Source organism: Mycobacterium sp. NGS33 (assembly GCF_059812885.1).
In genome coordinates, this window is sequence record NZ_JCALDN010000021.1 from 66,451 (window position 1) to 79,822 (window position 13,372).

Annotated in this window: 12 protein-coding genes; 2 read left to right on the top strand and 10 right to left on the bottom strand. The window is 68.4% G+C overall.

Features of this window, described 5'->3' with window-relative positions; translation table 11 throughout:
* Positions 1 to 13: 13 nt before the first annotated feature.
* From AC5Y5B_RS22455 to dop, 10 genes are all read right to left on the bottom strand, one after another.
* Complete coding sequence (locus AC5Y5B_RS22455; RefSeq protein ID WP_500006684.1) at positions 14 to 2,776, bottom strand: DEAD/DEAH box helicase; 2,763 nt, start codon at positions 2,774 to 2,776, stop codon at positions 14 to 16.
* Positions 2,777 to 2,795: 19 nt separating this feature from the next.
* On the bottom strand, positions 2,796 to 3,752 hold the full coding sequence (gene tatC, locus AC5Y5B_RS22460) for a twin-arginine translocase subunit TatC (protein WP_500006669.1): 957 nt from the start codon (positions 3,750 to 3,752) through the stop codon (positions 2,796 to 2,798).
* Positions 3,753 to 3,798: 46 nt separating this feature from the next.
* Positions 3,799 to 4,074, bottom strand: coding sequence for a Sec-independent protein translocase subunit TatA (gene tatA / locus AC5Y5B_RS22465; protein ID WP_112634547.1), 276 nt, complete (start codon positions 4,072 to 4,074; stop codon positions 3,799 to 3,801).
* Positions 4,075 to 4,144: 70 nt separating this feature from the next.
* Positions 4,145 to 5,116 (bottom strand): helix-turn-helix transcriptional regulator, encoded by a 972-nt coding sequence (locus AC5Y5B_RS22470; protein WP_500006673.1) that lies wholly within the window; start codon positions 5,114 to 5,116, stop codon positions 4,145 to 4,147.
* 49 nt (positions 5,117 to 5,165) lie between these two features.
* A complete protein-coding gene (locus tag AC5Y5B_RS22475) occupies positions 5,166 to 6,206 on the bottom strand; it encodes a helix-turn-helix transcriptional regulator (RefSeq protein WP_112634545.1) in 1,041 nt (346 codons plus the stop codon).
* A gap of 75 nt (positions 6,207 to 6,281) precedes the next feature.
* A complete protein-coding gene (gene pafA / locus AC5Y5B_RS22480; protein ID WP_112634544.1) occupies positions 6,282 to 7,640 on the bottom strand; it encodes a Pup--protein ligase in 1,359 nt (452 codons plus the stop codon).
* A gap of 203 nt (positions 7,641 to 7,843) precedes the next feature.
* Positions 7,844 to 8,608, bottom strand: a complete 765-nt coding sequence (gene prcA, locus AC5Y5B_RS22485) for a proteasome subunit alpha (protein ID WP_112634543.1) — start codon at positions 8,606 to 8,608, stop codon at positions 7,844 to 7,846.
* Positions 8,605 to 9,495, bottom strand: coding sequence for a proteasome subunit beta (prcB, locus tag AC5Y5B_RS22490; protein WP_112634542.1), 891 nt, complete (start codon positions 9,493 to 9,495; stop codon positions 8,605 to 8,607). Before prcB ends, prcA begins: the two co-directional genes overlap by 4 nt.
* Positions 9,492 to 9,686: a ubiquitin-like protein Pup gene (locus tag AC5Y5B_RS22495; RefSeq protein WP_066860430.1), complete on the bottom strand. Its 195-nt coding sequence runs from the start codon at positions 9,684 to 9,686 to the stop codon at positions 9,492 to 9,494. The genes prcB and AC5Y5B_RS22495 overlap by 4 nt, the downstream gene beginning before the upstream one ends.
* Before the next feature lie 117 nt (positions 9,687 to 9,803).
* On the bottom strand, positions 9,804 to 11,312 hold the full coding sequence (gene dop, locus AC5Y5B_RS22500; protein ID WP_066860404.1) for a pup deamidase/depupylase: 1,509 nt from the start codon (positions 11,310 to 11,312) through the stop codon (positions 9,804 to 9,806).
* A 173-nt stretch (positions 11,313 to 11,485) separates the two neighbouring features.
* Here dop and AC5Y5B_RS22505 point away from each other — a divergent pair, with 173 nt between their 5' ends.
* Both AC5Y5B_RS22505 and AC5Y5B_RS22510 read left to right on the top strand, forming a co-directional pair.
* Complete coding sequence (locus AC5Y5B_RS22505; RefSeq protein ID WP_500006677.1) at positions 11,486 to 12,667, top strand: hypothetical protein; 1,182 nt, start codon at positions 11,486 to 11,488, stop codon at positions 12,665 to 12,667.
* Positions 12,668 to 12,677: 10 nt separating this feature from the next.
* Positions 12,678 to 13,322, top strand: a complete 645-nt coding sequence (locus tag AC5Y5B_RS22510) for a hypothetical protein (RefSeq protein ID WP_112634540.1) — start codon at positions 12,678 to 12,680, stop codon at positions 13,320 to 13,322.
* Positions 13,323 to 13,372 lie beyond the last annotated feature (50 nt).

The window sequence follows — 13,372 nt, forward strand, 5'->3', positions numbered from 1 at the left end:
GCTCCGGCCTAGCCTACCCGGCGTCAACTGCGACGACGCCGCGCCGAATGTCGTCGATAGCCCGCTTGGCGGTGGCCCGTAACTCGGGGTCTGGGGCGGCGTTGCGCACCTGGTCCAGCAGGTCGAGCGCCTGGCGGCACCAGCGCACGAAATCGCCCGCCAGCAGGGGTGATCCGGTACCGGCCGGGTCGGCGGCCGCCAGCGCCGCCGCCAGGTCACCGGTGCGCGCCCAGCGGTAGATAACGTTGACGAAGCCGTCGTCGGGCTCGCGACTCGGCGCGATCCGGTGGGTTTGCTCGTCGGCGCGCAGCGCCATCGACAGCCGCGACGTCTGCTGCAGCGCCTGCCGCAACGGCTGCGTGGGCGCGTCGGCCGCAAACCCCGCCCCCGGCCCCTCGCCGCCCCGGGTTTCGTACAGCACCGACGACACCACCGCCGCGAGTTCGGCGGGCTTCAGCCCCGACCACGCGCCGGTGCGCAGGCATTCGGCCACAAGCAAGTCGCTTTCGCTGTAGATGCGCGCCAGCAGCCGGCCGTCGTCGGTGACGCGCGGATCGCCGTCGCGGCCTTCGATGAAGCCGCGCTCGGTGAGCAACCCGACGATCCGGTCGAAGGTCCGGGCCAGCGAATTAGTCGCCGCCGCAACCTTTTTCTCCAACTGCGCATTGTCGCGTTCGATCCGCAGATAGCGCTCGGCCTGCCTGACCTGTTCCTCCAGCCCGGGCGCGTTGTGCGAGGGGTGGCGGCGCAGCGCCTCACGCAGCGACGCCAGCTCGGGGTCATGGAAAGCACCGTATTCGCCGTCGGAGTCTCCCCGGCCGCGGCGCCGGGCCGGAATGGTCAGCCCGGCGGCGGCCGATCGCAGCGCCGACGCCAGGTCGCGCCGGACGCGCGGCTGGCGGTGTTCGACCCGCTTGGGCAGCGGCATGGAACCGACCGGCGCCGACACACCCGAATAGTCGGCCGAGGAAATCCTTCCCGCCCAACGGTTTTCGGTGAGGACCAAGGGTCGCGGGTCGGTGCTGTCGCGCGCGGATTCCAGCACGACGGCCAGGCCACCGCGCCGCCCCTGGGTGATGTTGATGATGTCGCCGCGGCGCAGCGCGGCCAGCGCATCGCTGGCGGCCTGCCGTCGTTGCAGCCGGGACGCGCGCGACTGCGCGCGCTCCATCTCGCTGATGCGTGCGCGCATCCGGGCGTATTCGAGGATCGGGGCCTTGGGTCCGCCGATCTCGGCGGCGATCTCGTCGAGCATCTCGGTGCCGCGCTCGATGCCGCGGACCAGCCCGACCACCGAGCGGTCGGCCTGATATTGCGCAAACGACTGCTCCAGCAACCGGTGCGCCTGCTCGGGACCCATCTGCTGGACCAGGTTGATGGTCATGTTGTACGACGGGGCGAACGAGCTGCGCAGCGGGAAAGTGCGGGTGGAGGCCAGCCCGGCCACCGCGGAGGGCTCGGTGGTCTCCTCGGTGGGATTCCACAACACCACCGCATGGCCCTCGACGTCGATGCCGCGTCGCCCGGCGCGGCCGGTGAGCTGGGTGTACTCCCCCGGCGTCAGCGGCATGTGCTGCTCGCCGTTGAATTTCACCAGTCGTTCGAGCACGACCGTGCGGGCGGGCATGTTGATCCCGAGCGCCAACGTCTCGGTGGCGAACACCGCCCTGACCAATCCGGCGGTGAACAGCTCTTCGACCGTGTGCCGGAAGACGGGCAGCATGCCCGCGTGGTGGGCCGCAAGCCCGCGCAGCAGCCCCTCGCGCCACTCGTAGTAGCCGAGCACGCCAAGGTCGGCGTCCGCGAGGTCGCCGCACCGGTGCTCGATCACCTCGGCGATCTGTGCGCGCTCCTCCTGGGTGGTCAGCTGCAGGGGCGAGCGCAGGCATTGCTGGACGGCGGCGTCACAGCCGGCGCGGGAGAACACAAACGTGATCGCGGGCAACAGCCCTTCGGAGTCCAGGGTGGCGATCACGTCCGGCCGCGACGGCGTCCGGTAGAAGCGGGGACGCGACGGCCGTCCCGAGCCCCGGCGGCGCGGCTGCCAGTCGGTCAAGCGGTCCGCCTCGCGACGGTGCGAAATGTGGCGCAGCAGTTCGGGATTGACGCGGGGTTGATGATCCGCGGCGGGTTTCTCGTTCTCGTAGTCGAACAGATCCAGCAGGCGCTTGCCCACCAACACGTGCTGCCACAGCGGCACCGGCCGGTGCTCGTCGACCACGACCGTCGTATCGCCACGCACGGTCTGGATCCAGCCGCCGAATTCCTCGGCGTTGCTCACCGTCGCCGAGAGGCTGACCACCCGCACCTCGTCGGGCAGGTGCAGGATCACCTCCTCCCACACCGGCCCCCGCATCCGGTCGGCGAGGAAATGCACCTCGTCCATCACCACATACGAAAGCCCATGCAGCGCAGGCGAATCGGCGTAGAGCATGTTCCGCAGCACTTCGGTGGTCATGACGACCACGGGCGCGTCGGCGTTCACCGACATGTCCCCGGTGAGCAGGCCGATGCGGTCGCGGCCGTAGCGCGCCGTGAGGTCGGTGTGCTTCTGGTTGCTCAGCGCTTTCAGTGGCGTGGTGTAGAAGCATTTGCCGCCGGACGCCAGCGCCAGGTGCACGGCGAATTCGCCGACCACCGTCTTGCCCGCGCCGGTCGGCGCGCAGACCAGCACGCCGTGGCCCCGTTCGAGCGCCGCGCACGCCCGCTGCTGAAAACCGTCGAGCGCGAAGGGCAGTTCGGCGGTGAACCGGGTGAGCTCCACCAGCTCCGCCACCTCGTGGGGCGGCGACGGGTCAGGTGACATCGTCGTGTTGCCCGGCGGTGAACGACGGCTCCGGTATCGCGGTGGGCGGTTCGATCACCGATGCTTCGTCGTCGGGAATCACGGCCTGGGCTTCACGCTTGGCCTTCCGTCTGTCGTGCAGCCGAGCGATCTGAATGGCGAACTCCAACAGCACCGACAGCGCCAACCCGAGCGCGGTCATCGAAAACGGGTCGGATCCGGGCGTGAAGACCGCCGCGAACGCGAACATCGCGAAGATCAGGCCGCGACGCCACGCCTTGAGCCGCTCATAGGTCAGCATGCCGATGGTGTTGAGCATGACGATGAGCAGCGGAAATTCGAAGCTGACGCCGAAGACCACCAGCAGGTTGATCAGGAACCCGAAATAGCGGTCGCCTGACAGCGCCGTCACCTGGACGTCGCTGCCGACGGTCAGCAAAAAGCCCAGCGCCTTGGCCAGTACGAAGTAGGCCAGCACCGCGCCGACGACGAACAGCACCACGGCGGGGATCACGAAGGCGATCGCGAAGCGGCGCTCCTTCTGATAGAGACCGGGCGTGATGAACGCCCACAGCTGGTAGAACCACACCGGGCAGGCCAGCACCACTCCCGCCGTCAGCCCGACCTTGAGCCGCAGCATGAACTGGTCGAACGGCGCGGTGGCCAGCAGCCGGCATTGGCCGTTGGGGCTGATCTCGGCGCGCGCCGACTGCGGCAGCGAACAGTAGGGATGGCGCAACCACTCGCCGAGGCTTTCCAGCCCGAAGATCGAATGCGAGTACCACACGAAGCCGAAGATCGTGGTCAGCAGGATCGCGGCCAGAGAGATCAGCAACCGGGTGCGCAGCTCGGTGAGGTGATCGACCAGCGACATGGTCGCATCCGGATTGGTTCGGCTGCGCCGGTTACGCGGGTTGAGGCGCCTCAGCAGGCCGGACGTGCGCGCTGAAACCTTGAAGACTTTCACGATGCTCGGTCAGTGGCGCTCGGGCAGCGCGCGACGATGGTGGCGGCTATGCCGGACGTGCTTCGCTGTGCCCCTGCTCGCTGGGCGCCGGAGTGTCGACCCGCTGCGACTGCACCGGCTGCGGGGCGGCCGGCGGGGTCGCCGGGGTTTCCAGGGAAGGCGCGTCCGCCTTGTTCTCGGTCTGCATTTCGCGGAGTTCGGACTTGAAGATCCGCATCGACTTGCCCAACGAACGCGCCGCATCGGGGAGCTTCTTGGCACCGAACAGCAAGATCACCACGACCGCGAGGATCGCCCAGTGCCACGGACTAAGACTGCCCACTTTGATTACCTCCAGACGTTCACCCGATGCTACCGCAGCGGAGCCGACGGCCGGTGGCTCCGCGCCGGGCTCAGGCGGTAACAGCCTGGTACGACTCCAGCGCCGCCGCCGCGGCATCCCGTACACGCTGCGCCAGCGACTGGGGTTCAACGACCTGCACCGCCGCGCCGAATCCGAGCACCAGCCGCGTCATCCAATCCTCGGAGGCATACGTCATCACCGCCTCGCAGGATCCGTCCGGCAGTTCGCGCACGTCGCGCATCGGGTAGTACTCGAACACCCAGGAGGCGGCGGGTGCCACCCGCAGCCTGGCCGACGGCAGCGCCGGGTCGCCGTCGAACAGCGAGGTGTCCGGCGGGGCGTGCAGGGCCGGCTCGGGCGGCGCGGCCGGCTCGTCGAGCTCGCTGGCGTCCACTATCCGGTCGAAGCGAAACAGCCGAACGCCTTCGGCCTCGCGCGACCAGGCCTCCAGGTAGCTGTGGCCGCCGATGAGCAGCACCCGGATGGGGTCGACGACCCGGCTGGTCAGGGTGTCGTGGGAGGCGGAGTAGTAGTCGATGGCCAGCGCGTGCTTGGACTGCACGGCCGCGCGCACCGCGGCGGCGGCCCGGCTTTCCACCGGCGCGGGCTCGTCGACGGCCGTCGCCGCGGGCGCGGCGTCGTTCCCACGGGCTCCGGCGGCGCCCTCGATCTTGGCGATGGCGCTGCGCGCGGCCTCCGGGTCGACGACGCCGGGAATGTCGGCCAGCGCCCGCAGCGCGACCAGCAGCCCGGTGGCCTCCGGCGAGGTGAGCTTGAGCGGGCGGTCGATTCCCGCGGAGAAGGTCACCTCGATGGTGTCCCCGGAGAACTCGAAATCGATGAGGTCACCCGGGAAGTAGCCGGGCAGCCCGCACATCCACAGCTGGTTGAGGTCGTCCTCGAGCTGCTTGGCCGACACCCCGAGATCGGCGGCCGCCTTGGCCCGGGTGACCCGGGGATTGGCCTGGAAATACGGCACCATGTTCAACAGCCGGATCAGCCGGGTGGAGATCGCTGTCATTGGCGCCACTTCTCCTCATCGCTGCGCTCTGCATCGTCGCTGGCGCGTGTCATGCGGACACTCCCCCGCGGCTGGGCGGTTGCCCCGCGCCGACGGCATCCCCGCCCGCATGCGCGCGCAGCCGGGACACCACGTCGTCGCGCAGCGACTGCGGTTCGAGCACCAGGGCGTCGGCCCCGTAGCCGGCGATGTCACGGGCCAGCTGGTCGGCGAAGGAGATGTCGAGTTCGATCACCTGGCCGTCGCGACCGCCCACCCGGCGGGTGTCGACGGGTCTGCCGGCGCGCCGCAGCGCAGTGGCCCGCCCGTCGGCCACCCACACCCGGGCCTGCCCGACGGTCGGCGTCGCCGACACTTCGGTGACGGTCTGTGCCACGATCTTGCGCAAGTCAACGTCTTTCGGGACGGTGATGGTGCCGGGCGGCCCGATCGGCGTGACGTCCGGGCCGATCCGGGAGAGCCGGAAGGTGCGGGTCGCGTCGCGGTCGCGGTCGTGGCCCACCAGATACCAGCGGCCCTTCTCCGTGACCACGCCCCAGGGCTCGACGGTGCGGGTGGCGTATGGCTCGGCCCGCGAGGGTCGGTGCTGAAACTGCACGGCCTGCCGGGAGTCGATGGCGGACAACAGGATTCCGAGAACGTCTTCCGACCCGCGCAGGCCCGGCACCCCGGGCGGCGACGCGATGGCGACCGGCGCGTCTGGATCGACGTCGACGCCGGCGGCGCGCAGCTTGAGCAGCGCGCCCTGGGTGGCGGTGATGAGTTCGGGCGACTCCCACAGCTGCGTCGCGACGGCGACCGCGGCCGCCTCGTCGGGGGTCAGATCGACCGGCGCGAGCGCGTAGGCGTCGCGGTTGATGCGGTACCCCTCGGTGGGGTCCCAGGCCGACGCGCGGCCGACCTCGAGCGGGATGCCGAGGTCGCGCAGCTCGTTCTTGTCCCGCTCGAACATGCGCGAGAACGCCTCGGCGCTGGCGCTGTCCGAATAACCCGCCACGCTCGACCTGATTTTCTCCGCCGAGATGTAGCCGCGGGTGGACAGCAGGGCAATGACCAGATTCACCAGCCGTTCGACTTTTGACGTCGCCATCGGCTCCAGGTTATTCGATGGACGTCGTTCGGCGCTTCCACCGGCCGTCCGCGTCGCGCCAGCGCGTCGGACCGGCTACATGCTCGCGATCAGGCGCTTGACCCGCTCGTCGACCGCCCGGAACGGGTCCTTGCACAACACGGTGCGCTGCGCCTGGTCGTTGAGCTTGAGGTGCACCCAGTCGACGGTGAAGTCACGGCCGGCGGCCTGGGCGGCGCTGATGAACTCGCCGCGCAGCCGCGCCCGGGTGGTCTGCGGCGGGTTGTCGACGGCCTCGGCGATGTCCTCGTCGGTGGTGACGCGGGCGGCGAGGCCCTTGCGCTGCAGCAGGTCGAAGACTCCGCGGCCGCGCTTGATGTCGTGGTAGGCCAGGTCCAGCTGGGCGATCTTGGGGTCGGACAGCTCCATGTCGTAGCGGTCCTGGTAGCGCTGGAAGAGCTTGCGCTTGATCACCCAGTCGATCTCTGTGTCCACTTTGGCGAAGTCCTGGCTTTCGACCGCATCGAGCTGGCGGCCCCACAGGTCGACGATCTGCTCGATCTGCGCGTTGGGTTCGCGGGTCTGCAGGTGCTCGACGGCGCGGCTGTAGTACTCGCGCTGGATGTCCAGCGCGCTGGCCTGACGCCCGCCAGCCAGCCGCACGGGCCGACGGCCGGTGATGTCGTGGCTGACCTCGCGGATGGCGCGGATGGGATTGTCCAGCGAGAAGTCCCGGAACGGGACGCCGGCTTCGATCATCTCGAGCACCAGCGCGGCCGTGCCCACCTTGAGCATGGTGGTGGTCTCGCACATGTTGGAGTCGCCGACGATCACGTGCAACCGCCGGTATTTCTCGGCGTCGGCGTGCGGCTCGTCGCGGGTGTTGATGATCGGCCGGCTGCGCGTGGTGGCCGAGGAGACGCCCTCCCAAATGTGCTCGGCGCGTTGGGAAAGGCAGAACGTCGCGGCCTTGGGGGTCTGCAGCACCTTGCCGGCGCCGCAGATCAACTGGCGGGTGACCAGGAACGGCAACAGCACGTCGGAGATCCGGGAGAACTCGCCGGCCCGCACGATCAAATAGTTCTCGTGGCACCCGTAGGAGTTGCCCGCCGAATCGGTGTTGTTCTTGAACAGGTAGATGTCGCCGCCGATGCCCTCGTCGGCCAGCCGCTGTTCGGCGTCGACGAGGAGGTCTTCCAGCACCCATTCCCCCGCGCGGTCGTGGGTGACCAGCTGCACCAGGCTGTCGCACTCGGCGGTGGCGTACTCGGGATGGCTGCCCACGTCGAGGTAGAGGCGGGCGCCGTTGCGCAAAAACACGTTGGAGCTGCGGCCCCAGGACACGACGCGGCGGAACAGATAGCGGGCCACCTCGTCCGGGCTGAGTCGCCGGTGCCCGTGGAATGTGCAGGTGACCCCGAACTCGGTCTCGATGCCCATGATTCGTCGCTGCACGTAATCGAGCGTACTGGTTGTCCGACCGCGACGGTGAGCAAGCCGCACGTATGAATCCGACGAAAGTTATTCCGCGGCCTCCGAGGGGGTCGAGCCGGGCGACCGCCCGCCCTCCTCGACGTCCGCGGCTACCTGCTGCTCACCTGCACCTAGGGCCCCACCAGCCCCATTGGCACCGATGGCCGGCTGCCTTAGCGCTGTGGCTAGTCCGCGGTCTCCCCGTCAGAGTCCTCGCCGTCGCCCGCCGAGCCGTCGGAATCCAGCCCCCGCAGCAAATTTTCCAGGCTGGCGCGGTTGATCCGCCGGAATGCCCGTCGCGGCCGGTTGACGTCCAAGATGGCGACTTCCAGGCTGCCGACGTCCAGGGCGGACTGGTCGCCATTCGAGGCTTCGCTGCCGGCCCGCAGGGCCTTGACGGCGATGCGGGTGGCCTCACGCAGATCGGCGTTCTCGGCGTAAGAGTCCTTGAGCGCCGTGGTGATCGGTTCGGTGGTGCCGCCCATCACCACGAAATGCGGCTCGTCGGCGATCGATCCGTCATAGGTAATCCGGTACAGCTCAGGCGGTTTGCTTTCGCCGTAATGCGCGACCTCGGCCACACACAATTCCACCTCATAGGGCTTGGCCTGCTCGGTGAAGATGGTGCCCAGCGTCTGCGCGTAGACGTTGGCCAGCTGGCGGCCCGTGACGTCGCGGCGGTCGTAGGCGTATCCGCGGGTGTCGGCGAATTGGATCCCACCGCGGCGCAAGTTGTCGAACTCGTTGAACTTGCCGGCGGCCGCGAAGCCGACGCGGTCGTAGAGTTCGCTGATCTTCTGCAGCGAGCGCGACGGGTTCTCCGCCACGAAGAGCACACCGCCGGCGTAGGCCAGCGCGACAACGCTCTTACCCCGGGCGATGCCCTTGCGCGCAAGCTCGCTGCGCTCGCGCATCGCCTGCTCAGGCGAGATGAAATACGGGAAGCTCACTTCTCACCACCATCGGGGCCGAAAGTGTCGGCGCGCGAACGACTTTGGATCACTTCGCGGGCCAATTCGGCGATGCGGCTCTCCGGCACCTCGAGCGCCCCCTCGGCAGCGATGGTGACCGCGGTCGGGTAGATGCCACGCACCAAATCCGGTCCGCCGGTGGCGGAATCGTCGTCGGCCGCGTCGTAGAGCGCCTCGATGGCGACGCGTACCGCGCTGTCGGCGTCGGTGACCTGCGAGTACAACTTCTTCATCGACGACTTGGCGAAAATCGAGCCCGACCCCACCGACTGGTAGCCCTCCTCTTCCAGGTTCCAGCCGCCGGCCGCGTCGAAAGACACGATGCGGCCGGCACCTTCGGGGTCGGGCGCATCGATGTCGTAGCCCACCAGCAGCGGCAAGGCGATCAGGCCCTGCATCGCGGCGGCCAGGTTCCCCCGCACCATGATGGCCAGCCGGTTCACCTTGCCGGCGAACGTGAGCGGCACGCCCTCGAGTTTCTCGTAGTGCTCGAGTTCCACCGCGTACAGGCGGGCGAACTCCACCGCGATCGCCGCGGTGCCGGCGATGCCGGTGGCCGTGTAATCGTCGGTGATGTACACCTTTTTGACGTCGCGCCCGGCGATCATGTTGCCCTGCGTCGAACGCCGATCGCCGGCGAGCACCACGCCGCCGGGGTATTTCAGGGCGACGATGGTGGTGCCGTGCGGCAGCTGCCCCGTCGCGGCGTCCGAGTGGGTGCCCGACAGGCTCGCCGGCAGTAACTCCGGGGCCTGACGACGCAGCAGATCAGCAAACGACGATAGGTCTATAGCGGGGCTTCTTGGGTGTGCGTAGCCCGGAAGTGCGGAATTGGTGGACAGGCGATCAGAGAAAGGCCAGGTCACTGTCCGCCCTTTTGGACATACGCGCGAACGAAGTCCTCAGCGTTCTCCTCGAGGACGTCGTCGATCTCGTCCAGCAGATCGTCGGTGTCCTCGGCTAGCTTTTCCCGGCGTTCTTGGCCCGCGGCGGTGCTGCCGGCGACATCGTCTTCGTCGTCGCCACCACCGCCACGCTTGGTCTGCTCCTGAGCCATCGCCGCCTCCTGCGTTGTCTGGGCCTAAGAATGGCATGTTCACCGATCAAGCCACACTGCCCGTTGGTCTTTCCTAGCCTACCGGTCGACCCCGACGTTCCCGGGGTTAACCGGCACCTAGCTGGTGAGTTGTTCGACCAGTTGGGCGGCGCTGTCCACCGAGTCCAGCAGCGCCCCGACGTGGGCTTTGCTGCCGCGCAGCGGCTCTAACGTCGGGATGCGGACCAGCGAATCACCACCCAGGTCGAAAATCACCGAGTCCCAGCTGGCCGCGGCGATGTCGGCGCCGAACCTGCGCAGGCACTCACCGCGGAAGTAGGCGCGGGTGTCCGTCGGCGGTTTGTCCACCGCTTCGAGCACCTGGTGCTCGGTCACCAAGCGCTTCATCGAGCCCCGCGCGACGAGCCGGTTGTAGAGCCCCTTGTCCAGCCGGACGTCGGAATATTGCAGGTCCACCAGGTGCAGCCGCGGCGCCGACCAACTCAGGTTTTCGCGCTGCCGGAACCCTTCGAGCAGGCGCAGTTTGGCCGGCCAGTCGAGTATTTCGGCGCATTCCATCGGGTCGCGCTCGAGTTGGTCGAGCACGTGCGCCCACGTTTCGACGACGTCGGAGGCGCGCGGATCGGGATCGCGGCTGTCGACCAGCTTGGCCACCCGGTCGAGGTAAACCCGTTGCAGCGCAAGGCCGGTCAGCTCGCGGCCGTCGGCCAGCGCCACAACGGCGCGCAGCGACGGGTCGCGGCTGATCGCGTGGACCGCATGCACCGGCCGCGCCAGCGCCAGATCGCTCAGGTCGATGCCGTGCGCCGGGCCTTCCTCGATCAGGTCCAGCACCAGCGCCGTGGTGCCCAGCTTCAGGTAGGTCGACGTCTCGGCGAGGTTCGCGTCGCCGATGATGACGTGCAGCCGCCGGTACCGATCGGCGTCGGCGTGCGGCTCGTCCCGGGTGTTGATGATGCCGCGCTTGAGCGTGGTTTCCAGGCCGACCTCGACCTCGATGTAGTCCGAGCGCTGGGACAGCTGGAACCCGGGCTCGTCACCGGAGGGGCCGATGCCGACCCGGCCCGAGCCGGTAACCACCTGCCGGGAGACCAGAAACGGGGTCAGCCCGGCGATGATGGCCGAAAACGGCGTCTGCCGCGACATCAGATAGTTCTCGTGCGACCCGTAGGACGCGCCCTTGCCATCGACGTTGTTCTTGTAAAGCTGCAGTTTGGCGGCCCCGGGGACGCTGGCGACGTGGCGGGCGGCGGCCTCCATCACGCGCTCGCCGGCCTTGTCCCAGATCACCGCGTCCAGCGGGTCGGTGCACTCGGGGGCGGAGTACTCGGGGTGCGCGTGGTCGACGTAGAGCCGGGCGCCGTTGGTCAGGATCATGTTGGCCGCGCCGACCTCGTCGGCGTCGACGACCGGGGGTGGGCCGGCCGAACGGCTCAGATCGAAACCGCGGGCATCCCGCAACGGCGATTCCACCTCGTAGTCCCAGCGGGTGCGCTTGGCGCGCTGAATGCCCGCCGCGGCCGCATAAGCCAAAACCGCCTGCGTCGACGTGAGGATCGGATTGGCTGTCGGGTCCGATGGCGATGAAATGCCGTATTCGACCTCCGTCCCGATAATCCGTTGCATGACCTAAGCGTAGGCCGGGCGACGAAGTGGCCCGCGCGGCGGGGCGCGCGGCGGCCGGCCGATCCAATCCGGCCGGCCGACGTCCCGACCCCACCGACGTCCGCAAACTGCCGGTCCGGCAACCCTTTCGATTAGGCCACCGCGAGTGACCGCCGGCCGTAGGGTGACCCGGCATGGAGCTTCTTCGCGGCCGCGCTCCGGGCCGCCGAGCCGAGCCGGGCGCTGCGGCCGAAAGCTGGTTTTTACAGCGCGGTTTGCCGTTCGTCCTCACTCGGCGCGCACGGTGGCGGCGGCTCTGGGCACGCTCGTCACCCATGCTTGCGGCGTACGCGGCGCTGCAAGCATGCATCCTGGGGCTCTATCTGATCACCGGCGGCCACGACGTCGAGATCCGCGGTGAACCGACGACCTCGGAGTTGGCCATCCTGGTTCTCCTCGCGCTGGCCCTGCCGCTGATGGCCGTCGTCGGCTGGTTGGTCGCCAGGTCGCGACACCGCAAGACGCGCACCGCGATAGCGGCGTTGTCCATCCTGGCTGTGGCAAGCGTCGGGGTCATCGTGGGCGACGTCGTGCAGGAGGCCGTCGTCGTAGCCGCCGTGCTGATCCTGACCGGCAGCGGGATCGGGTCGGTCCTGGGCTGGGCGGTGCGCATGATGCTGTCGCACCTTGCGACGGTGGGCGCCTTGGCCGTTCGGGCCTTGCCGGTGGTGCTGCTGACCGCGCTGGTGTTCTTCAACACCTACGTCTGGCTGATGGCCGCGACCATCAGCGGCAATCGGCTGGCGCTGGCCATGGCGTTCCTGGTCTCTATCGCGGCGGCGTTCGTCACCTCGGCCACCCGGGAGCGCGTCAGGCCGATGGTGCAATCGGCGACGGTGCCGCCCGACGAACCCGAAAAGCTCGCGGGCACACCGTTTGCCACGATGCCTGACGGCTCCGATTGGGCGCCGCTGAAGAAGTCGGAGCGCCTCAATGTGGTGTTTGTCCTGGCCGTCTCCCAGCTGGCACAGATCATGGTGGTGGCGGTGGTGACCACCGCGATCTATCTGATCCTGGGGCTCATCGTGCTCAGCCCCGAACTGCTCAACGAGTGGACCCACACCTACAAGAGCAGCGCGACGGTGCTCGGGTTCACGCTGCCCGTGCCCGACTCGCTGATCCACATGACGCTGTTCCTGGGCGCGTTGACCTTCATGTACATCAGCGCCCGAGCGGCCGGCGACGCGGAATACCGCTCCGAGTTCCTCGACCCGCTGATTGACGACCTGCAGACCACTTTGGTGGCGCGCAACCGCTATCAAGGCGCCGCCGGGCTCGCCGTCCGTCGTGTTGACGGCACCGGTACCAGTGATTAATTTCACCGGAGTGTCCGCCCCCGAATCCGGCCGCGCCGTCGGTAAGCACGCACTCGACCTGTCCGGGAAGCGCTACGGCGAGGTACTCCTGGTGACGCCGGGCGAGGCGGGCCCGCAGGCAACGGTGTACAACAGCTTCCCGCTGAACGACTGCCCGCAGGAGCTTTGGTCGGCGCTGGACGCGCACGCCATCGCCACCGAACACGGCGCGGCCGCAGCCCTGCTCAACGGTCCCCGCTACTGGCTGATGAACGCCATCGAAAAGCAAGACCGGGGACCGCAGATCACGAAGTCCTTTGGCGGGATCAAGATGATCCAGCAGGCCACCGTCCTGCTGTCGTCGATGAACCCGGCGCCCTACGTTCCCAACACGGTCAATCGGCACACGGTGTTCGTCTTCAACGCCGGCCAGCAGGTGTTCGAACTCATCGACCCGCAGAGCCAGCACTGGGTCATGCAGACCTGGAGCCAGGTCGCCGACGCCACGTTGTCGCGGGCCGACCTACCGGGCCTTGCCGACCGGCTCGACCTGCCGGCCGGGTGGTCCTATCAACCGCGCGTGCTCACCGACGAGCTGCGGGTGGACACCACGCACCGACCCGCACAGGTACTGCAGGACAACCTGACCAACAGCTACTCACTGGTGACCGACTGAGCTCGAGACCCACCACACCGAGACTTAAACCACGGCGCCGTTTTGCGGGC

What these genes read in the sequence shown, in the direction of transcription:
- AC5Y5B_RS22470 (WP_500006673.1), bottom strand. Translation starts at nt 5,116, where the DNA reads ATGACAGCGATCTCCACCCGGCTGATCCGGCTGTTGAACATGGTGCCG.
- AC5Y5B_RS22475 (WP_112634545.1), bottom strand. Translation starts at nt 6,206, where the DNA reads ATGGCGACGTCAAAAGTCGAACGGCTGGTGAATCTGGTCATTGCCCTG.
- AC5Y5B_RS22495 (WP_066860430.1), bottom strand. Translation starts at nt 9,686, where the DNA reads ATGGCTCAGGAGCAGACCAAGCGTGGCGGTGGTGGCGACGACGAAGAC.
- dop (WP_066860404.1), bottom strand. Translation starts at nt 11,312, where the DNA reads ATGCAACGGATTATCGGGACGGAGGTCGAATACGGCATTTCATCGCCA.
- AC5Y5B_RS22505 (WP_500006677.1), top strand. Translation starts at nt 11,486, where the DNA reads ATGGAGCTTCTTCGCGGCCGCGCTCCGGGCCGCCGAGCCGAGCCGGGC.